The organism is Deltaproteobacteria bacterium IMCC39524, assembly GCA_029667085.1.
In the GTDB taxonomy this organism is placed as follows: domain Bacteria; phylum Desulfobacterota; class Desulfuromonadia; order Desulfuromonadales; family BM103; genus M0040.
The window spans coordinates 134,481-154,771 of the sequence record JARUHJ010000001.1; the positions used below are offsets into that span (position 1 = coordinate 134,481).

Annotated in this window: 21 protein-coding genes and 1 riboswitch; of the genes, 19 read left to right on the forward strand and 2 right to left on the reverse strand. The window is 48.9% G+C overall.

All coding sequences use genetic code 11. The annotated features are described in order from the left end of the window. Positions 1 to 704: 704 nt before the first annotated feature. From P9J64_00600 to P9J64_00615, 4 genes are all read left to right on the forward strand, one after another. Positions 705 to 1,064, forward strand: coding sequence for a nucleotide pyrophosphohydrolase (locus P9J64_00600; protein ID MDG5466813.1), 360 nt, complete (start codon positions 705 to 707; stop codon positions 1,062 to 1,064). Between the two features lie 22 nt (positions 1,065 to 1,086). Beyond that, positions 1,087 to 1,980, forward strand: a complete 894-nt coding sequence (locus P9J64_00605) for a DMT family transporter (protein MDG5466814.1) — start codon at positions 1,087 to 1,089, stop codon at positions 1,978 to 1,980. A 118-nt stretch (positions 1,981 to 2,098) separates the two neighbouring features. Continuing rightward, on the forward strand, positions 2,099 to 3,007 hold the full coding sequence (locus P9J64_00610) for an ATP-binding cassette domain-containing protein (protein ID MDG5466815.1): 909 nt from the start codon (positions 2,099 to 2,101) through the stop codon (positions 3,005 to 3,007). Further along, positions 3,004 to 3,795 (forward strand): ABC transporter permease, encoded by a 792-nt coding sequence (locus tag P9J64_00615; GenBank protein MDG5466816.1) that lies wholly within the window; start codon positions 3,004 to 3,006, stop codon positions 3,793 to 3,795. The genes P9J64_00610 and P9J64_00615 overlap by 4 nt, the downstream gene beginning before the upstream one ends. Before the next feature lie 161 nt (positions 3,796 to 3,956). On the opposite strand, the gene P9J64_00620 is transcribed toward P9J64_00615, so the two are convergent. After that, positions 3,957 to 4,628, reverse strand: coding sequence for a hemolysin III family protein (locus P9J64_00620; GenBank protein ID MDG5466817.1), 672 nt, complete (start codon positions 4,626 to 4,628; stop codon positions 3,957 to 3,959). Positions 4,629 to 4,857: 229 nt separating this feature from the next. On the opposite strand from P9J64_00620, the gene P9J64_00625 reads away from it, so the two are divergent. The 4 genes from P9J64_00625 (at position 4,858) to P9J64_00640 (ending at position 8,114) form a co-directional block, all read left to right on the forward strand. Continuing rightward, positions 4,858 to 5,694, forward strand: coding sequence for a hypothetical protein (locus P9J64_00625; protein MDG5466818.1), 837 nt, complete (start codon positions 4,858 to 4,860; stop codon positions 5,692 to 5,694). Beyond that, entirely contained in the window at positions 5,691 to 6,752 is a 1,062-nt protein-coding gene (locus P9J64_00630) for a lipid A deacylase LpxR family protein (GenBank protein ID MDG5466819.1), read from the forward strand. The genes P9J64_00625 and P9J64_00630 overlap by 4 nt, the downstream gene beginning before the upstream one ends. 220 nt (positions 6,753 to 6,972) lie before the next feature. Further along, on the forward strand, positions 6,973 to 7,626 hold the full coding sequence (locus P9J64_00635) for an OmpA family protein (GenBank protein ID MDG5466820.1): 654 nt from the start codon (positions 6,973 to 6,975) through the stop codon (positions 7,624 to 7,626). A 32-nt stretch (positions 7,627 to 7,658) separates the two neighbouring features. Next, complete coding sequence (locus tag P9J64_00640; protein MDG5466821.1) at positions 7,659 to 8,114, forward strand: hypothetical protein; 456 nt, start codon at positions 7,659 to 7,661, stop codon at positions 8,112 to 8,114. A gap of 187 nt (positions 8,115 to 8,301) precedes the next feature. Here the strand turns inward: P9J64_00640 and P9J64_00645 are convergent, their stop codons facing one another. Continuing rightward, the gene (locus P9J64_00645; GenBank protein ID MDG5466822.1) at positions 8,302 to 8,628 is read right to left on the reverse strand and encodes a hypothetical protein; all 327 of its coding nucleotides are present in this window, start codon (positions 8,626 to 8,628) and stop codon (positions 8,302 to 8,304) included. Positions 8,629 to 9,004: 376 nt separating this feature from the next. Here P9J64_00645 and P9J64_00650 point away from each other — a divergent pair, with 376 nt between their 5' ends. The 11 genes from P9J64_00650 (at position 9,005) to P9J64_00700 (ending at position 20,233) form a co-directional block, all read left to right on the forward strand. Next, on the forward strand, positions 9,005 to 9,448 hold the full coding sequence (locus P9J64_00650; GenBank protein MDG5466823.1) for a hypothetical protein: 444 nt from the start codon (positions 9,005 to 9,007) through the stop codon (positions 9,446 to 9,448). Between the two features lie 237 nt (positions 9,449 to 9,685). Next, a complete protein-coding gene (locus P9J64_00655; protein MDG5466824.1) occupies positions 9,686 to 9,865 on the forward strand; it encodes a hypothetical protein in 180 nt (59 codons plus the stop codon). 424 nt (positions 9,866 to 10,289) lie between these two features. Beyond that, complete coding sequence (rfbB, locus tag P9J64_00660) at positions 10,290 to 11,372, forward strand: dTDP-glucose 4,6-dehydratase (protein ID MDG5466825.1); 1,083 nt, start codon at positions 10,290 to 10,292, stop codon at positions 11,370 to 11,372. After that, complete coding sequence (gene rfbA / locus P9J64_00665) at positions 11,362 to 12,255, forward strand: glucose-1-phosphate thymidylyltransferase RfbA (protein ID MDG5466826.1); 894 nt, start codon at positions 11,362 to 11,364, stop codon at positions 12,253 to 12,255. Before rfbB ends, rfbA begins: the two co-directional genes overlap by 11 nt. A 74-nt stretch (positions 12,256 to 12,329) precedes the next feature. Continuing rightward, positions 12,330 to 12,698, forward strand: a complete 369-nt coding sequence (locus P9J64_00670) for a four helix bundle protein (protein MDG5466827.1) — start codon at positions 12,330 to 12,332, stop codon at positions 12,696 to 12,698. Positions 12,699 to 12,715: 17 nt separating this feature from the next. Then, on the forward strand, positions 12,716 to 13,282 hold the full coding sequence (gene rfbC / locus P9J64_00675) for a dTDP-4-dehydrorhamnose 3,5-epimerase (protein ID MDG5466828.1): 567 nt from the start codon (positions 12,716 to 12,718) through the stop codon (positions 13,280 to 13,282). Positions 13,283 to 13,645: 363 nt separating this feature from the next. Continuing rightward, positions 13,646 to 14,380, forward strand: a complete 735-nt coding sequence (gene cysC, locus P9J64_00680) for an adenylyl-sulfate kinase (protein ID MDG5466829.1) — start codon at positions 13,646 to 13,648, stop codon at positions 14,378 to 14,380. Between the two features lie 93 nt (positions 14,381 to 14,473). Next, the gene (gene cysD / locus P9J64_00685; protein ID MDG5466830.1) at positions 14,474 to 15,379 is read left to right on the forward strand and encodes a sulfate adenylyltransferase subunit CysD; all 906 of its coding nucleotides are present in this window, start codon (positions 14,474 to 14,476) and stop codon (positions 15,377 to 15,379) included. A gap of 128 nt (positions 15,380 to 15,507) precedes the next feature. Beyond that, complete coding sequence (cysN, locus tag P9J64_00690) at positions 15,508 to 17,394, forward strand: sulfate adenylyltransferase subunit CysN (protein MDG5466831.1); 1,887 nt, start codon at positions 15,508 to 15,510, stop codon at positions 17,392 to 17,394. Between the two features lie 263 nt (positions 17,395 to 17,657). Then, positions 17,658 to 18,413, forward strand: a complete 756-nt coding sequence (gene cysQ / locus P9J64_00695; protein ID MDG5466832.1) for a 3'(2'),5'-bisphosphate nucleotidase CysQ — start codon at positions 17,658 to 17,660, stop codon at positions 18,411 to 18,413. Between the two features lie 276 nt (positions 18,414 to 18,689). Further along, positions 18,690 to 18,764, forward strand: a riboswitch (cyclic di-GMP riboswitch). Positions 18,765 to 19,087: 323 nt separating this feature from the next. Continuing rightward, a complete protein-coding gene (locus tag P9J64_00700) occupies positions 19,088 to 20,233 on the forward strand; it encodes an acyltransferase (protein ID MDG5466833.1) in 1,146 nt (381 codons plus the stop codon). Positions 20,234 to 20,291: the final 58 nt, after the last annotated feature.

Consider the following 20,291-nt stretch of genomic DNA (forward strand, 5'->3'; position numbering starts at 1 on the left):
CTATTCGGGGCCTCCGGTAGCTCACTTAACGTTTTATTGGAATTACACACCCGATTGTTTATGAGTGGACGAAGCTAGATTGTAAAATGATGGAAACAAAGAACTAAATGTGAGTAACCCTTTTTTCAGACATTCGCCATGCTGGTTGAATTATCCCACAAGCCACGAGTTTTAGGAAAATCCGACGCTTGGCAGATAGCCTTACTTTAAATCCTCTCGCAACTAATTCTTATATCACCTAGGGATATATAGGATCATATTATTAGCTCCATAAAAGCTTAAGCACTGTTAGGTTTACGGATATGGGTTCGGTTCCCATTCTGGGAATCGAATAGAGCTTGGTTCCTGGGGTGCCCCGTTTGATAGCGAGCTTTCGCCAAACTTTCGCCATATTGGCTGAATTTCGTTGAACTTGGTTGAACTCTAACGAACAGATACCGAATAGAGAGCTTGAGGCAACTTGTTGTAATTAGTTGTTTTTAGGCGCTTATCGGTGCTTTATTTCTTTTCGAGGGGGAGGGCTGTCCATCAATTCGATTCCCGCCACCTCCACCAAATAGCAAGGCCCGGCTGTTGATCAGTCGGGCCTTGCTGTTTCATCTTGACGCCTCCGGGACGCAGGGGTACTTTCAGAATTTACCTGTTGGAGCGTAACCAAAGCAGATATATAGGTGCGGCTCTGGCTGAAGCCACAAGGAATCTTTATGTCCGAGTTTGACGCGTTAAAAGAAAAAATCCGCAAGTTTGTCGCAGACCGCGATTGGGACCAGTATCACACGCCTAAAAACCTGTCCATGGCCTTGATCGCCGAGTGTGGTGAGCTGGTGGAGCATTTCCAGTGGCTGACAGAAGCAGAAAGCGCTGATATCCCTCCTGAGGGTCTTGAAGAGATCAGCCACGAAATCGCCGATGTTTTTGTTTACCTGTTACGTTTATCCGATAAGCTTGGCATCGATATGGTGGAGGCTGTAAACCGTAAAATGCTTCTGAACGAAGAGAAATATCCTGCCGATGAAGTTCGCGGTTCCGCGAAAAAATACACGGAATATAAAGGTCGTCAATAACCTCTAAGGGTCGAGACGCTGATTGAAAACCTATCTAAAACTCCTTGCCGTTGCTTTTTTCTGGGGGGGAACCTTCGTCGCCGGGCGTTTTCTGGCTGGCGCTGCACATCCCGTCTCCGCGGCATTTTTCCGTTTTGCCATCGCTTCGACATGTTTATTGCTGGCCGTTTGGAAGGTTGAGGGCCGACTGCCGAAGCTCGATTTACGTCAGGCTTTGACTGTTGCCGCACTGGGGTTAACGGGAGTGTTTGCCTACAACCTGTTTTTCTTTAACGGACTGACCTTGATCGGTGCCGGTCGGGCTGCTTTGATCATTGCCCTCAACCCGGTGGCGATCACACTCTGTTCCGCGTTGATCTATCGTGAGAAACTACCGCTTAGTCGGATGCTCGGCGTTCCTCTCTCGGTGTTCGGTGCCCTTGTGGTCATCACCAGGGGGCATCCGTTGATGATTCTCAGTGGAGGCATCGGCCGAGGTGAGTTGCTGATTTTTGGCTGCGTCCTTTCCTGGACGCTCTACTCGGTTATCGGTAAAACAGCGATGCGCGGTCTTTCTCCTTTGGCTGCCGTCTGCTGGTCCTCCATAGCGGGCACCTTCTTTTTGCTGCTCCCAGCTTTGTCCTATGGAAGTTTTGCAGAAGCGCTGTACTTTTCCTGGCCGGTTTGGCTTAGCATCGGCTATCTCGGCGCATTTGGCACAGTGGTCGGTTTTCTCTGGTACTTTGAAGGGATTCAGAGCATCGGGCCATCCAGGGCTGCGGTCTTCATCAACTTTGTGCCTGTAAACGGTGTCCTCCTTGCAACCCTTTTGCTTGGTGAGTCTCTCGATATCTCCCTGCTTGGGGGAGGGCTTCTGGTTGTGTGTGGTGCTTATCTGGCCAATGCACCTAAGCCACTATTCTGGCGCAGGTCGTGATAGTTCAAATGCCTGCTAAGGGGGTGGCTGGGTCGACTGTCCATACCCCCTTGCCAACAATTGTGCAGAAGCGTAAAATCCCAAAACACACAATTGCTTTGTCAAAGAAAGATGCATAATGGCCATCCTCGAGGTCGAATCCCTACGTAAATCCTACGGTTCTCTAATTGCTGTCGATGGCCTCTCTTTTGCCGTGCAACCCGGTGAATGTTTTGGCTTGCTCGGTCCAAACGGTGCCGGCAAGACGACCTCCATCCGCATGCTCTATGGCTATACACCGCGCGATGCAGGTCACCTGTCTTTATTCGGACTGGATATCGATAAGGACTTACGCGAGATCAAACGCCGGATTGGCATCTGCCAGCAGGAAGATTCCCTCGACCCCGATCTGTCGGTTCGCAACAACCTGGTTGGTTATGCCCGCTACTTTGCCATCCCACGTCAGGTGGCAGAGCATCGCGCCGATGAACTGCTTGGTTTCTTTGCACTACAGAACCGTGCCGAAGATAAGATCTCGGTCCTCTCCGGTGGTCTCAAAAGACGCCTGATGTTGGCCCGAGCTCTTGTCAACCAACCCGAACTACTCATCCTCGACGAACCGACCACGGGCCTTGACCCACAAAGCCGTCAGCTTCTATGGGACAAGCTTGCAGAGCTGAAGCGGCAGGGCTTGACGATCCTGCTAACGACCCATTATATGGAGGAGGCGGAACGTCTGTGTGATCGATTGGTGATTGTTGACCATGGTCAGATCCTGGTGGAAGGGAAACCGACAGCTCTGGTGCGTGAACGGGTCGGGCATACAGTCCTGGAGATTGCCGATCCCGATCAGCAGGTGCGCGACTTTCTGACGCGTGAATCATGCCGGGTTGAAGATCTTGGCCGACGTCTTCTGGTCTATCTGGACGACGGCGATGAACTCTTTCTCAAGCTGACTCGCGATGTGCGCACCGAAGGGTGCATACTTCGTCCGGCGGGGCTGGAAGATCTCTTTCTCAAGTTGACCGGCAGGGACTTACGCGAATGAAGTGGCCCAATCCAAAACAGATCAGTGCCCGCTCAATCAGGGTTTGGCAGCGAAACTTTTCCATCTACAAGCAGAACTGGAAGATTTCTTTTTTGCCCCCACTTCTTGAACCACTGCTCTATATCCTTGCCTTTGGCGTCGGTCTGTCGGTGATGGTCGGCGAACTGGAATACGGCGGCCAGACGCTCTCATATACCACATTCATTGCTCCGGCGTTGGTGTCGGTGTGTATCATGTACAACGCTTTTTTCGAAACCACCTACAACAGCTTTGTGCGCATGTATTATCAGAAAACCTTCGACGCCTTGTTGGCGACGCCGCTCAACCTGGAAGAAATCATTCTCGGTGAAATGCTCTGGGCTGCCAGCAAGTCGTTGATCGCTGCGACCCTGATGACGACAGTGATCTCGCTCTGCGGGTTCTTCAACTTCCCCGGTGCGTTCTTGCTGATTCCGTTGGCAATCCTTGGAGGCTTAGTGTTCGCCGCCCTGGGCATGATCTGTACCTCCCTGGTGCCGGGAATTGAAACGTTTAACTTGCCGATTTTTCTTGGTATTACACCCATGTTCCTCTTCAGCGGTACCTTCTTCCCCTTACAGAACCTGCCGGGTTGGGCCCAGTCCCTTGCACAGTTGCTGCCGCTGACACACCTGGTGGCGCTGGTGCGTGGCTGCAGTCTGCAAGTCTGGGCCGGCGACCTATGGTTCAGTCTGCTTTACCTGCTAGTTGCCACACTGTTTCTCCTGCCCTTGGCCATCGCCCTGATGGTCAAGCGCATCGTCGTGTGAGCCCCACTCAGGATAACGAGTGAGAGTTAGCAGTCGTTGATGCCTGCTTTTTCTGCGCGTTCCTATAGGGTTGTTTTTCGTCTCATCAAAACTGCAATCGACATTGTACATTTTTAAGTACATTTTTAAGGAATTGGCTTAAGTGTCTTTATTGCGATAGATTAGGTTGGGTTTATCATCCCGACAGGTATGACGTACCACAGTACCGCAAGGTAATGGCAGCAGCTGCCGGCAACAACAAATACATGCCAGATAGCGTGGTTATATGGGATTCGGTCGATCGCATAGAAAATGATTCCAATCGTGTAGAAGAGACCGCCGGCAAGCAACCAGAAGACCCCTTTGAGCGGAACCATGGTCAGCAACCCTTCCAGGTCTATGACGATTAACCAACCGAGCGCGATGTAAAAGACCGGAGCGAGGAAGGCCAGGCGGTGAGTCATGAACGTTTTGAATATGGCTCCGGCCAAGGCAAGACCCCAGATGAGGCCAAAAAGGGCCCACCCGTGTCCTGGGCGCATCGAGACAAGTGTGAAAGGTGTATAAGAACCGGCGATGACCAGGTAAATGCCGACGTGGTCTAGAATCCTGAAAGTATAGCGGATTTTGGGTGTCCTGACCGTGTGGTAGAGTGTCGAAATAATATAGAAGAGAAATAAAATGCCGCAAAAAACCGCAGCGCTGACAATGCGATAGGGGTCGCCGGTGCGAGAGGCTGAGATTAGCAGAATCACCAGGCCGACCAGGCTCAGAATTGCTGCAATGCTGTGTGTCAGGCGATTCGCAAGTTCCTCTTCTTCGCTGTACGTAATCAGGTGATAATGTTCAACCATGGCAAGGCTCCATCTCTTTGTTCCTTGCTAACAATAATAACAAAAAATATGTCATGTTGATCGGCGAGAAGTTTTATCCGTTCGAGTTATGATGTAATATCTCCAGCTTTTAATTTATTTTATCTTTCAATTTCCAAGAGGTAAAAAACCGTTAATCTTTTCAGGCTGTTGAACTAAAAACCTCTTAACCAGAGCTCCGCATGGAGCTTGGTTAACAAGGATGATTATTATGGATATGAATGAGAAACAGATCAATGAAGTCCTTGATAGCCCTGAGAAGGCTCTCAAACTGAACGAAGACCGACTTGATGCCGTGACTCAAGCCGCCATTGATCTTTACGGAGCGACTGCGAATCCAGAGCTCGTGGAAAAACTTCTTTTGCTGTACCGGCATTACGTGACGCGTATCCATCCCGCGCAGCGCTTTCGAAATTACCAGACAGCCGTAGACCTCGTGCTCGCCGGCAAGAGTGGTGTTCACGCCTTGATGCCTTTTATCTGCTGCGATCCGGCCCGAACGGTGGCATCTCCTGCGGCCCTTGACTATGTCGTCCTCGCGCCAACCAATATTGAGAATGCCACGACGGGAGCTCTCGAGCTTCTTGACTTGTACGATCGAGGCTCATTAGCCAATGGCCTGGCCGTACTGGGCGGGATGTTAATGACAGGAGACCGGCGCATCCTTACTCTCCTTGAGTCGCATTGCAGGGCCTTGAGCTGTGATGAGGTCGAGATTCTGATCAAGTGTCGCGGCAGCCTCCTGACCCTTGCCGTGATCGAGTTTTACCTTGAATGGCTTGAGGCGCTCGATTGCCGTGAAGACTGCGACATTTTTGCTGCCGTTGCAGCCGGGTTTGCCAACCTGGCGATCGGGTCAACCGATGGGATTGTGTATGACATCGAGCGCGTGATCCCCAGTACCCCCGATAATGCGGTGCGCATCCTTAACCAATGGTCGCTGTCAGACTATGCTGCAAGCATTGCTTCTCGCCTGCATAATATCGCCGAGCGCGAGGAGGGTGAACCGATCATCCCTGAAGTCATGTCGATATGGGGTTTGTCTTGAAATTTAGTTCACTTGGTCACCTTGCTTGCTTATGGCTGACCTTTGTTGTACTGACCGTTCTTATAACTCCCGGCGGGCTTCTGGCTGCAGAGGACCAGAGCAACCGTTGGGCCCAGTCGATCTTTTTTGAAAATGACCTGTTCGATGGCACCGACAGCAACTATACCAATGGCATCAAATATTCACTGATTTCCCCTGATTTGTCGCCGCACGCCAAGCAGGGGCATTTCCCTCGCAAAGTCCTGGAGCTGGTCCACAAGATTCCATTTATCCGCGACTCAAGCCCTGAATACAGCCACAAGGCAGAGTTTTCACTGGGTCAGAACATGTATACCCCGTCGGATACCAGTCGTTCTGATCTCATTGTTGATGACCGCCCTTATGCAGGGTGGTCCTACGTCGGCCTGGCTTATCATCGCAAAATGAAATTCGAGGAGCATCTCGACTTTGTCGATAGCCTGGAAATACAGATGGGGATGGTCGGTCCTTTGTCTTTTGCCGAAGAGGCTCAGACCCTGGTTCACGAACTGCGCGATATTCCTACGGCAAATGGTTGGGACAACCAGTTAAAAAACGAGCCTGGCCTACTAGTGGCTTTCGAGCGCAAGTGGTTGTTTTCCGGAGCTTCAGATCGTTTGCTGACTGCCGACGCGATCGTTCATGCTGGCGGGGTCGTCGGTAATGTCGCGACATATTTGAATACAGGGCTGGAGGTTCGGTACGGGATGAATCTGGCGCGCAACTTCGGCATTTCGATGATCCGGCCCGCTGGCAGCACACTCTTCACACCGCACGATAAACCGACCATCTACCTGTTCGGTGCGGTCAACGGTAAGTATGTGCTGCGCGACATATTCCTGGATGGCAACACCTTTACCGACAGTCACAGCATCGATAAGAAAGATATGGTCGCAGATCTTGTCGCAGGAATCACCCTGGGTCATCACAACCTGATGCTGACTTACGCCCACGTCACGAGGACCAAAGAATTTGTCGGTCAGGATGACATGCACCACTTTGGGTCGCTGACGTTGAATTTCTTTTACCCCTTCTGGTAGTGCCTGTATTCAGTGGCGGCCGCCCTGAATAGAGGTCTTCGTCTTTCTTTTCATTGGCAGGGCTTATTTCCCTTAAGCTTAGTTGAATTAAGTTATTTTTATTGTATCTTTCATGCTACGGAGTAACTCCTGACAGCATGAGATTAAAGGCCTCCTTCGGGCCTTCCTTGCTTCTGGGCTATCGAACAAAACTAGCTATTTTTAGCGAAGGAGATGTCAATTGAAAAAGTTTTTACCCTTATTGATCATTTTCATTGTCTTGGTTGCTGGTTGCGCTCCAGCGCAAAACAAACAAGAGCAGGGCACTCGCGTTGGTCTTGTTGGCGGTGCCGCTGCCGGGGCTCTGCTCGGCCAGGCCATTGGTGGTAACACCACAGGGACGCTCGTTGGCGCCACGATAGGTGCTATTGCTGGCGGTGCGATCGGCAACAAAGTGGGCAAGAGTATGGATGAGCAGGAAGCCGCCATGCGTCGAGAGCTGGCCGCAGTCGAGGCCGCCAATATCCAACGTAACGCCGATGTCCTCGCTGTGACTTTCAAATCCGACTACCTCTTTGCCGTGGGCTCTGCCAACTTGAACGCTGGAGCTTTTGATGAGATTAGCCGGGTCAGTCGGGTTCTGAACCAATATCCAGACACCAGCATCCAGATAGCGGGTCACACCGATAGTAGCGGGTCTGAACAGACCAACCAGACCCTTTCGGAGACCCGTGCCGACAATGTTAAGAATGCACTGGTCGGTCAAGGCGTCCACCCCAATCGGATCAGTACCCTTGGCTTTGGCGAGTCGGCGCCGGTTGCTGATAACAGTACTGAGGCCGGTCGGCAGTTGAACCGTCGGGTCGTCATCACCATCAAGCAGCGTAATTCTTAATTTCTAGCACTCTAAATTTAAGGAGAGATCACATGCGTATCAAAACAATTCTGCTTACCCTCATGTTGCTTGTTGCCCCGGTTTTAGCTTTGGCTGACGAGGCTCTGGACCTGAAGAAAAAGATCATGTTCGATCAGAAGCGCTTGGTCGTTATGGAGAATATGGAGTTTACTGAGGAAGAAGCTGCGGCCTTCTGGCCGGTTTACGATAAGCACCAGGAGGAACTGTTTCAAGTTAATCAGCGTGGTGCGAAGCTGATCCTTGCTTATGCTTCGGTCTACCAGACCTTGACGGATGAGCAGGCCGTGAAACTTGTCGATGAGTATTACGATATTCAGGATGACCGCCTCGCTGTTATGAAGAAAATGGCTGTGGATGTGGGCAAAGTTTTGCCTGGCAAGAAGGCTTTTCGCTACCTGCAGGTAGAATCGAAGCTTAGTGCGATTGGTCGTTATGAGTTGGCGAAAGAGATTCCGCTGGCGAGATAGTTAAGGTTTGTATAGGCTTTTGAATGAAAGAACATGATAAGGGGCACTCTGTTTTGAGTGTCCCTTGTCGTTTGTAAAGCACACATTAATGACCTGTGGGGTTGTTTTTTTTGAGTGCAGGATAATTGAGCTCTTTAATTTTTTTTGCAGTTCACAGCCCTCTTTACCATTGCCTTGTGCCGTGCTCTTAACACGCCCCCGAAGTGCAAACGTTATTGTGACCCACCCATCTTACATCAAGGCCTACAGCGTTGCGCCAGGCATGAGCCAGCTCGTGTTGTAAAGTACGTTCCGGATCATCTGATTTGAGGCTCACGCAGATTTGTGAAAAGGCCTTCACATTGGAGAAGTATTTGGTTGTTCCATTCACTTTTGTTTTGTTATCAGACATATAGCACCAGTCCTCAGTTACGATAACAGTTGCGTATATTTCAAACTCTCCCGTTGTGATTTTTTGTTGAGGCGGAGAGCAACCGATAAAGACGAGAAACATGACCAATAGAAGCAGTTTCATCTTGGTTACTCCTTATTGAACTTTAAGTTTCCCCTTTCTGTTTAATCAACTCTAAACATAACAATTGCAACACATTTAAGTATATAACAGAAATGGTCACAATTGCTATGCTGGGTGAATATAACTTTGAGAAGGTACTTAGTTTGTCGCTGCGGGCAAATCAAGGTTTCGATTTTAGGGTTTAAAGGCTTAATCAGCCGTGATGAAAATCTGTCAAGGACTATGGTTGCAATATAAACCTGAAAACTACTGTTTTTGTTTTACCTGGAATTTCACAGTTCCTGATCGCGCTAAGCTGTTTTGGGTTTGATTTATAACCTCATCCTCTGTAATTTCATAAAATGTTTTTTACTGTAATGATATTAGGAGGGAACGTATGGAAAAGGATAATCTTGAGATGATTCTCGAAGACATCAATGGCAAATTTGACCTGGTTCTGGAAGGTTATGCCGCTCTTGATAAGAAATTGGATGACCGCTTCGATGAGTTGAACGAAAAGATAGAAAACAACAGCTTTAAAATTGAGGTCTTGAATCAAAAGATAGATGGTGTTGAGGAAAAACTGACCGCGAAGATTGAAGGTGTCGAGGAGAGGTTGACGGCGAAGATCGAAGGTGTCGAGGAGAAGTTGACGGCGAAGATTGAAGGTGTCGAGGAGAAGTTGACGGCGAAGATTGAAGGAGTTGAAGCCAAGCAGACGAGGAGGGTTGATGGTTTAGAGCAAAATCTATCAAACAAGCTTGATGCTTTAGCCGAAGACCTTTCCGCCCATCGTCGTGATACCGAAGTCCACAGAGGCTATCAGGTCAGGGAAGATTGACCCTGAAATTTATAGGCAATATTGGCTGCAGATAACATCTGATAAGATCGGACGTTATCTGCGCCTAAATCATTGTTTGAGGTTTTAGCCTTCCACGGCCCCCGTACCGCGTTCCTTATTCCCCCCCCCAAAAAAAAAAGAAAAATGGCCTGTGAGAGATTTGTGAGAAGTGGTGTGTATACTCCCGCTTTTCTTTCGACGCTTCAACTTTGAAATATAGAGCTTAAAGGGTCTGTTATGTTTTTAACTGTTTGCCACGAGTGTTCACACGGTGATGAGAAGGATGGTCAGAGTTACTGTTCCCGGGAGGCCGTCTATAGCCGGCTCACCAGGTGCCTGCAGCAAAAAGCCTTGGCCAGTTTTTTGGAACATCAGAGTGTGGATGTGTTGCCGGTTATGGTGGCCAGCAACCAGTAGATGTGTTGCGCAACCGCTTTTCGCTTTCCGGAATGGCGTATGTGGCCAGTCCGCTGTCTGTAATATCCCCAGAAAAAATGTTGTTAATCCGAGAAAAACCTTTTGTTTTTCAATGTTTTTCACTAATATCGCGTGGTTTCTGTCTCAGCGTTGAGATGGGATGAAGTTTGTATTATCTCTTGAAGGCCTTGGGGTTGTATTCACAGCGGCTTGCGGCGGGGTCATTCATTTGTCAGCAATTTCGTTTGAAGATTTAAAAAAAACAAGTTCTTCCCTTCTCTAGATGGTATTCGTGCTATCGCAGTAAGGTAGGTGGTTTTCAATATGAACCTGCTGCCGTGAAAATGGCTAGGTTTGAGTATAGGGGTATTGGCCGAGAGGCCTAAACCCGATAAGTGGCAGCACGATTTAAGGAGTTGTATTAGTGAAAAGTATTTTGGTAACTGGTGGTTGCGGATTTATCGGCAGCAATTTTGTACGCTTACTCCTGCAGATCTTGCCTGAAACACATGTCATCAATCTGGATAAACTGACTTATGCGGGTAATCCAGAAAGTTTGAAGGATGTTGAGAGCAATCCCAACTACACGTTTGTTAAAGGTGATATTTGTGATGCTGCTTTGGTCGAAGATCTTTTTGCTGTAGAAAAGATCGATACGGTCGTTCACTTTGCCGCAGAATCTCACGTTGATCGAAGTATTGCCGGCCCGTCTGAGTTCATCCAGACCAATATTATCGGCACTTTCACCTTGCTGGAAGCCGCTCGAAAGCATTGGTTGTCCAGCCCCCAACCCCCAGTCCCTAGCACCCGCTTCCTACATGTTAGTACCGATGAGGTCTATGGGTCTCTTGGCGAAACGGGGCTGTTCACTGAAACAACACCATACGATCCTCGTTCGCCCTATTCGGCATCCAAGGCCTCTTCAGACCACCTTGTGAGCGCTTATCACCATACTTACGGACTTCCGATCCTGATGACGAACTGCTCCAACAACTACGGGCCTTACCATTTTCCGGAAAAGCTGATCCCACTGATTATTAACAATGCTCTTAACGGCAAAGACCTCCCCGTTTACGGTGATGGCAAGAACGTACGCGACTGGCTTTATGTTGTGGATCACTGTGCAGCTATTCTGGCCGTGCTACAAAAAGGGCAGCTAGGACAAACCTACAATGTTGGCGGCAACAACGAGAAACAGAATATCGAGATCGTTGAAACCGTTTGCGACATCCTCGATCAGAAAGTCGGCCATCTGCCTTCGGCACAACCGCGCCGCAGCCTGATCAAGTTTGTTAAGGATCGCCCCGGTCATGATCGCCGCTATGCAATTGATGCATCCAAAATTATGGATGAGTTGGGTTGGCAGCCTTCTGTAACCTTTGAAGAGGGTATTCTCAAAACGATCGACTGGTATCTGGATAACCCGGAGTGGGTGGCTTCGGTGGTGGACTGTTCCTACCAGGAGTATTACCAGAAGATGTATGGAGGGGCTGTCAATGAGTATTAAAAAAGGGATCGTTCTGGCCGGTGGAGCCGGGAGCCGTCTTTATCCGCTGACCCTGGTCGCCAGTAAACAATTGCAACCGGTTTATGATAAGCCGCTGATCTATTATCCGCTCTCGACCCTGATGCGGGCCGGTATTCAGGATGTCCTGATTATCTCCACACCTCAGGATACCCCGCGTTTTGAGGCCCTGCTCGGCGATGGCAGCCGCTTTGGCATCAAGATCAGTTATGTCGTACAACCGGAACCCAACGGGATTGCACAGGCTTTTCTGCTTGGAGAAGAGTTCATTGATAACCATCCGGTCAGTCTGATCCTTGGCGATAATATCTTTTATGGCCGTATGGAGCTCACACGGATCTTTGGCGAGTTTAACGGTGGGGCCAAAGTGTTCGGTTACCCGGTGACCGACCCCGAGCGTTACGGTGTGGTTGAGTTTGATAAGAACGGCAAGGCTATCGGTATTGAAGAGAAGCCGTCCAAACCCAAGTCGCATTATGCTGTGCCTGGCCTCTATCTTTATGATGAAAATGTAGTCGCATTGACCAAGGCTCTCAAACTCTCCGCTCGTGGTGAACTTGAAATCACCGATCTTAACATGGCATACCTGAACCGGGGTGAGTTGATGGTTGAACAGCTTGAGCGCGGCATTGCTTGGCTTGATACCGGCACGCACATGAGTCTGCTCGAAGCCAGCCATTTCATCGGCACTCTGGAAGCACGCCAGGGGTTGAAGATCGCTTGTCTTGAGGAAGTGGCTTATCGCAAGGGATTTATTGATAAAGAGCAGATGAAGAGGGTGATTGAAGATACTCCGAAGTCGAGTTATAGGGCATATTTGGAGATGGTGGTGAAGGGCAGGGGCGTGTTAACGGATGAGTTTTAAGTGGTTAAGTTTTAAGTGGTTAAGTTTTAAGTGGTTAAGCCTAAAACCTAAGAACTTAAAACCTAAAACTTTTAATGGAAATTCTTATGTCCTATTCTTCATTTGAAGAACTCGAAGTTTGGAAACGGTCTGCTCGTCTTGCAGTGCAGGTCTATGAGGTTCTAAAGGACTGTCGCGATTACGGTTTGAAAGATCAGATGTGCAGAGCTGCTGTCTCTATTGCATCCAATATCGCTGAGGGTGCCGAGCGAGATTCCAAGAAGGAATTTGTTCGTTTTCTACACATAGCCAAAGGGTCCGCAGCAGAGTTGAGAACCCAAGCATACATTGCGTCAAAAATCGGCGTTATAAAAGATGAAAATCAGAAAGAGCTGGCGGCAGAACTGGTAGCAATATCAAAGATGCTCCAAAAGCTAGCTACGGCCATAAAACCTAAAACCTAAAACTTAAAACGGTTTCTATGAAAGTAATAAAAACAACCATCCCCGAAGTACTGATCCTCGAACCCAAAGTCTTCAGCGACGACCGCGGCTTCTTCTTCGAAAGTTTTAACCAAAAGGCTTTTGAGCAAGCGACTGGATTTCAGGTGACCTTTGTTCAGGATAACCATTCAAAATCCAGCAAAGGGGTCTTGCGGGGGATGCATTACCAGGTGAAGCAACCGCAGGGGAAGCTGGTGAGGGTGGTCTCTGGTGAAGTTTTTGATGTGGCTGTTGATATTCGCAAGGGATCAGCCACTTATGGCAAGTGGGTTGGTGAAATCCTCTCTGCTGAGAATAAAAGGCAGATGTGGGTTCCTGAGGGGTTTGCCCATGGTTTTCTTGTGTTGAGTGAGACTGCCGAGTTTTTATATAAAACGACGGATTACTATGCGCCAGAATATGAGCGTTGCATTACTTGGAATGATTCAGAAATAGGAATAGCGTGGCCGTTAGAGGGTGAGCCTATTATGTCGGTAAAAGATAAGGCCGGGGCGGCTTTGGCTGGTGCTGAGGTGTTTGGTTTTGTAAACAGCCACCCTCATTAAAAGGTGCCTGTCCCCAGAACTTAAGTAAGGCTGGGGAGTTGCTGGGGTATGTGCCTACCCATACGATAGAGCAGGGGTTGGCAGAGGCTCTGGAGTGGTATGTAGGATCTTTGTCGAATTAAGGGGGCTGGCTCTGCAGGTGCCTGTGCCCCGAACCCAACACCCAACCCCCAACCCCCAACACCCAACCCCCAACACCCAACACCCAACACCCAACACCCAACACCCAACCCCTGATAACTGATAACTGATAACTGATAACTGATAACTGATAACTGATAACTGATAACTGATAACTGATAACTGATAACTGATAACTGATAACTGATAACTGATAACTGATAACTGACAACTAGTGTAAGTATGCAATACGAAACAAAAAAACGTTCCATTCTCAAGGCGATCTCATGGAGAACCTGGGCGACAATCACCACGGCGATTATCGTTTTTATCTTCACCGGTGAATTTGCCTTGGCGATTACTGTCGGCTTTCTGGAAGTCTTCGCCAAGATGGGTCTCTATTTTTTCCACGAGCGCCTCTGGCATAAGATCCGCTACGGCAAGAAGGAGATCCCTTCCTTTGTCCTCTGGTTTACCGGTTTGCCTGCTTCCGGTAAAAAAGCTGTTGCAGATAAGGTATACCAGGAACTGCTAAAGAACGATCTTAAGGTCGAGCGACTCGATAGCCATGATGTGCGCCCTCTGTTTCCCGAGACGGGCTTTGCCCCGGCAGATGTCAATCGCCATGTCAAAAGAGCCGGTCATCTCTGTGCGATGCTCGAAAAAAATGGTGTGATCGTTGTCGCATCCTTTGTCTCTCCCTATGCAGAAAGCCGTCGATTCGCCCGCAGTGTCGCGACAAATTTCGTTGAAGTTTATATGAAGTCAACCGTTGAGGCGTGCGAGCAGCGCGATGATAAGGGCCATTACGCCAAGGCACGTAGGGGAGAATATAAACATTTTCCTGGTGTTGATGCGGTCTATGATGCACCGGAGCTAGCTGAAATTACGGTTGAAGTTAACGAGAAGACAACCGATGAGGCTGCCATGCAAATAGTTGAGTATTTGAAAAAGAGTTTCCTGAACACTGAACACTGAACACTGAACACTGAACACTGAACACTGAACACTGAACACTGAACACTGAACACTGAACACTGATAACTAATAACTATAATCCCAAGGATTATCATGAAAATCGAAATGACACACCTGCGCCAGCTCGAGGCTGAAAGTATCCACATCATCCGCGAAGTTGCGGCCGAATTCGAGAACCCGGTCATGCTCTACTCGATCGGTAAAGATTCAGCGGTCATGCTTCATCTGGCCAAGAAAGCTTTTTACCCGTCGAAGATTCCCTTTCCATTGATGCACGTCGATACCACCTGGAAGTTTCGCGAGATGATCGAGTTTCGCGAAAAAATGCGCAAAGAGTACGATTTCGACCTGCTGGTCTATACCAATGAAGAGGGTGCCAGCCAGGGCATCAACCCCTTCGACCACGGCAGCGCCCTTTACACCGATATCATGAAGACCGAAGGTCTCAAGCAGGGTCTCGACAAGTACAAGTTCGATGCGGCTTTCGGTGGTGCCAGACGCGACGAAGAAAAGTCCCGCGCCAAGGAGCGAATCTTTTCTTTCCGCAGCGAAAATCACCGCTGGGATCCGAAAAGCCAGCGCCCCGAGCTCTGGAACCTCTACAACGCCAAGGTCAAGCCGGGCGAAAGTATCCGTTCTTTCCCGCTCTCGAACTGGACCGAACTCGATATCTGGCAGTACATCTACCTCGAAGAAATCCCCATTGTCCCTCTCTATTACGCCAAGGTGCGTCCGGTTGTAGAGCGCGATGGCATGTTGATTCTGATGGATGATGATCGCATCAAGCTAGCCCCCGGCGAAGAGGTGCAGATGAAGTCGGTGCGTTTCCGTACCCTCGGCTGTTACCCGCTAACTGCTGCCGTTGAATCGGAGGCCGCAACGCTTCCTGAGATTATTCAGGAAATGCTTTTAACGCGGACATCGGAACGGCAGGGACGATTGATTGATCATGACTCTGCTGGGTCGATGGAGAAGAAAAAACAAGAAGGCTATTTCTAAAGGACTTTTGCACCACTGAGGACACAGAGAGCGCGAAGAAAACTTTGTGTGACCAAACAATAAAAAAACCTCAGTGGCCTCTGTGTACTTTGTGGTAAATGAGTTTTTGACGATAAAGGGAAAAAGACATGGCTCATCAGTCTGATTTGATAGCGGAAGACATCGCCGCATACCTGAAAACCCAGGAACAAAAGCAGATGCTGCGCTTCATCACCTGCGGCAGCGTTGACGATGGTAAAAGCACCCTTATCGGGCGCCTGCTGTGGGATTCCAAAATGGTGTTCGAAGATCAGCTCGCTGCTCTTGAGGTTGACAGTAAGAAGGTCGGTACTCAAGGTGACGAGATTGACTACGCTCTGCTACTCGATGGTCTGCAGGCCGAACGCGAGCAGGGCATCACCATTGATGTTGCCTATCGCTACTTTTCTACCGACAAGCGCAAGTTCATCGTTGCCGATACCCCTGGCCATGAACAATATACCCGCAATATGGTGACTGGTGCATCCACCGCCGAGGTCGCCATTATCCTGATCGATGCGCGTAAAGGTGTGCTTACCCAGTCCCGTCGCCATAGCTACTTAACCTCTCTGGTTGGCATCCGCAAAATCGTGCTGGCGATCAACAAGATGGACCTGGTTGATTATGCAGAGGATCGCTATCTCGAAATTATCGAAGAATACAAAGAATTCGCAGCAGAGCTCGGTTTCGAAGAGATCTGCTGTATCCCGATTTCTGCGTTGAAGGGCGACAATATCATCAAGGCCAGTGAGCACACTCCCTGGTACCAAGGACCGACCTTGATGCATCACCTGGAGCATGTCGAGATCAGCGATAACGCTTTGAACAAGGCGTTTCGCATGCGCGTGCAATGGGTTAACCGACCCAATCTTGATTTCCGGGGTTTCTCCGGTACGATTGCTTCCGGTATCGTCAAACCGGGCGATGCCGTCGTGGTCCCATCGTCCGGCCAAATCAGCAAGGTGGCCAGAATTGTTACCATGGATGGCGACCTCGAAGAAGCGGTGGCCGGCCAGGCTGTGACCATCACCCTTGAAGACGAGATCGATATCAGTCGCGGTGATATGCTCTGCTGCCCCGAACAGCGGCCCTCGTACGCAGATCAGTTCGAGGCGCACCTGGCCTGGATGCATGAAGAGCAGTTGTTGCCAGGACGAAGTTATCTGATCAAGGCTGGCTCCGCTACGGCTCCGGCTACGGTCAGCGCCCTCAAACACAAGATCAACGTCAACACCCTGCAGCGAGAACCAGGTAAAACTCTCGAACTCAACGAAGTCGGTATCTGCAATATCAGTCTGACCAAGCCGATCTCTTTCGATCCCTACCAGGAGAATCGCTCCACCGGCAACTTTATCCTCATCGACCGTTTTACCAACGCCACTGTCGGCGCCGGCATGATCGATTTCCCTCTGCGCCGCGCCACAAATATTCACTGGCAGTCGATCGATATCAACAAGCAAAGTCGCGCCGAGATGAACGACCAGAAGCCGAAGGTTCTTTGGTTCACCGGACTCTCCGGCGCCGGTAAGTCGACCATTGCCAACCTGGTGGAAAAGAAGCTGCACAGCCTCGGCAAGCGCACCTATCTCCTCGATGGCGACAACGTCCGTCACGGCCTCAACCGCGACCTCGGCTTTACCGACGTCGATCGAGTCGAGAACATCCGCCGTATCGCCGAAACTGCCAGGCTGTTTGTCGATGCCGGCCTGATCGTTCTCACCTCCTTTATCTCGCCCTTCAAGAGCGAGCGCAGGTTGGCCCGTGAGCTTCTGGAAGAAGACGAATTTGTCGAAATTTTTGTCAACACCCCGCTGGAAATTTGCGAAGTCCGCGATCCTAAAGGACTTTACAAAAAAGCCCGGGCAGGGGAGTTGCCCAACTTCACCGGCATAGATTCCGATTACGAGCCGCCAGAGAACCCGGAGATTGAGGTTGAAGCCGGAACACGCTCTGCTGACGACATTGCGGAAGAAATCGTTAACGCTATTCTGAACTAAGAATAACGTTAACGATTAGCTTTAAGCTGATGGCCGCTAAATACTTTAAGGCTAATTTACAGGGATGAAGGGGATTAAGGGGATGGCTAAACCTTAGAACCTGTTTGGAAGCTGATTTTCATGATGAACGCTGATCGGGCATATAACCTTAAGCCTGAAGGGTTTGTTTGAAATCATTTTTTTCAGCGTTAATCAGCGTCCAATTAGGCTTTTGACTTATCCCCTCCATCCCCTTCATCCCTGTTAAACAAAAGGTTGTGTTTATGAATATAGATATTGTTTGTGAAATCGCCAAAGCCGCCGGCCAGGCCATCCTCTCTGTCTACGATGGCGATCACGCTGTCGAGTACAAAGACGACAAGTCGCCTCTCACTGCAGCCGATAAAGCTTCCCACGAGGTGATTATTGCCGGGTTGCAAAAACATTTCCCCGAGATCCCCATCCTCTCCGAAGAGGGTGCTGCTATCCCTTTCGAAGAACGTAAAGAGTGGACGCGCTTCTGGTGTGTTGATCCGTTGGATGGCACCAAGGAGTTCATCAAGCGCAACGGAGAGTTTACCGTTAATATCGCTTTGATTGAAAACGGTCGTCCAGTTGCCGGGGTTGTTTATGTGCCGGTGCAGAACAAGATGTATTATGGGGTGTCGGGGGCTGGGTGTTGGGTGTCGGTGGCTGGAGGTGAACCCGTTAAGGTCAGTGTCCGTGAGGCTGATCAAGAGGCCGGTTTGACTGTGGTTATGAGTCGTTCTCATCCTTCACCTGACCTTGAGGCCTATCTGAAAAACATCAAGGTTGTCGAGGCCATGCCGATTGGCAGCTCTTTGAAGCTGTGTGTAGTTGCCGAGGGTCTGGCTGATCTTTACCCGCGCCTGGGGCCGACCATGGAGTGGGATACTGCCGCTGGTCATGCCGTGGTGGAAGCTGCGGGGGGAACTGTTCTACAACCCAATGACGAGGCGCTGGTTTATAATAAAGATAACCTGCTTAACCCTTATTTTATCGTCAAGGGCAAAGTCTAGGACTAAAGCATAATTGGCCGCGATGAAGGTCTATCAAGGTCTATGGTTAAACCAAATCAAAAAGCTAGAAGTTCTTGCCCTTACAAATTTTCATAGATTTTAATCAAGGCTAATTATTGCACTAGACTTATAACCATCAGGTGTTATCAGATCCTCTCCACGGCTAAAATTAAGAACATTGTTTTAGCTTCATTTACCATATTTCATCGAAAAATCAGCAATATAGATTGATTAAAATCAGCGACTGTATTAAATTGCCACGCGGTTAAGTTACATCTCCGATAAGGGCAACACTGGAGCGATCCGGTGGCGTAAAGTTACGGGCCCTAAAGGGCTGGTCGGGCTGCCGAAGAGATGCGAGGTCAAGGTCATAAAATATGATCACACCCGCTTTCGGTATATCGGATGCGGGTTTTTTACTGCCCGTATAAAAACAGAATAGTGAATCCGGCGGGGGGCTGGATGATTGGTTGATCTGAATGCCGCTCACGAACCTATGTCGTGATGTGGTTTTTTTGTGTTTAAGATCGATTCGCCGCAATAAAGTCCTATCAAGGTCTATGGTTAAAACAAAACCCAAGATTTTGCCCTTACAGCTTTTCATAGATTCTAATCGCGGCCAAATGGCTTTTTCTTGTGTTTGATCAGCGTCCAATTTGTTAAAGGTTTAGATTTTGTCAGCAATTTCGTTTGAAGATTTTCAAAAGACCAAGTTCTTCCCTTGTCTGGATGGTATTCGTGCTGTCGCAGTTATGTGGGTGGTTTTTTACCATTGTCCTAAACTCGATATTCCAATTATCAAAGAATTGCAGGGTATGGGTGATCTGGGTGTGGATCTCTTCTTTGTGTTGAGTGGTTTCCTGATTACCACCTTGATCTTGCGCGAACAGCCTGCATCCCTAGCCGATCGACTGAAGGGTTTTTACTGGCGTCGTGCTCTGCGAATCTTTCCTGTATATTACCTGGCGATATTTGTCTATTGGCTGGCTGTGACTGTTGCATCCCCTGAGAAGGTGGATCTTTATAATCTCCATGTGCCGTCTTTGATGGCTTATTATATTGATTTCAAACTGGCTTTTACTCCTCAACCGTTTCCTCCTTTCGGGCATGCCTGGTCGCTGTCTATAGAAGAAAAGTATTACCTGCTCTGGCCTCTCGTTGCGATGGTGTTGTCTCGTCGGAAAGGCCTTGCCGTTGCGGTTGGTTTAATCGTCGTTGCTATTGGTTGGCGATTCTATCTTGTCTCAACCTATACCGGGGATCTGACTGGTCGCCTCTATTATTCTTTTGATACCCGTTACGATGCGATTCTCTGGGGTGCTGTTCTGGCGTACCTTTTGAAGAGCAAACCTGTTTGGGATGTTTTTGGAAAAATCTTCTCACGTGCTGCTGTCTTCTATCTTGTCGCAGTGTTATTTCTGGTCGCTGGAATTTTCTCTTTTTTGGACAATAGCCAATTACTAAGATACGTTCTGGCTCCTTTGTTTTCGTTTGTCCTTATTACATGTATCCTGCAGCGCCCACAAATTCCTGGGTGCCGTATTTTAGAGACTTTTGGCTTCAAATATGTTGGGAAAGTTTCTTACGGAATTTATATCTTTCACCCTATTGCGATTTCGGTGGCGATTAAGTTGGGCCCGGTGGTCGGTTCTCCTTATTGGGTCTTTACTTTTGTTTGCGGCTCTATTCTCTCTGTTCTTTTAGCTGGTGCCTCATTCAGGTTTTTTGAAAGTCCATTTTTGAAGTTGAGAAATGTATTTGGTCAAAATACCGCTAAGAAGATGGTAGTAGCAGAAGTGAGTGTTTTGAATAATAAGTAGAACTCAGACTTTTGGCTTGTTTACCCAAGAATCAATTACGCAACATTTTATGAAATGA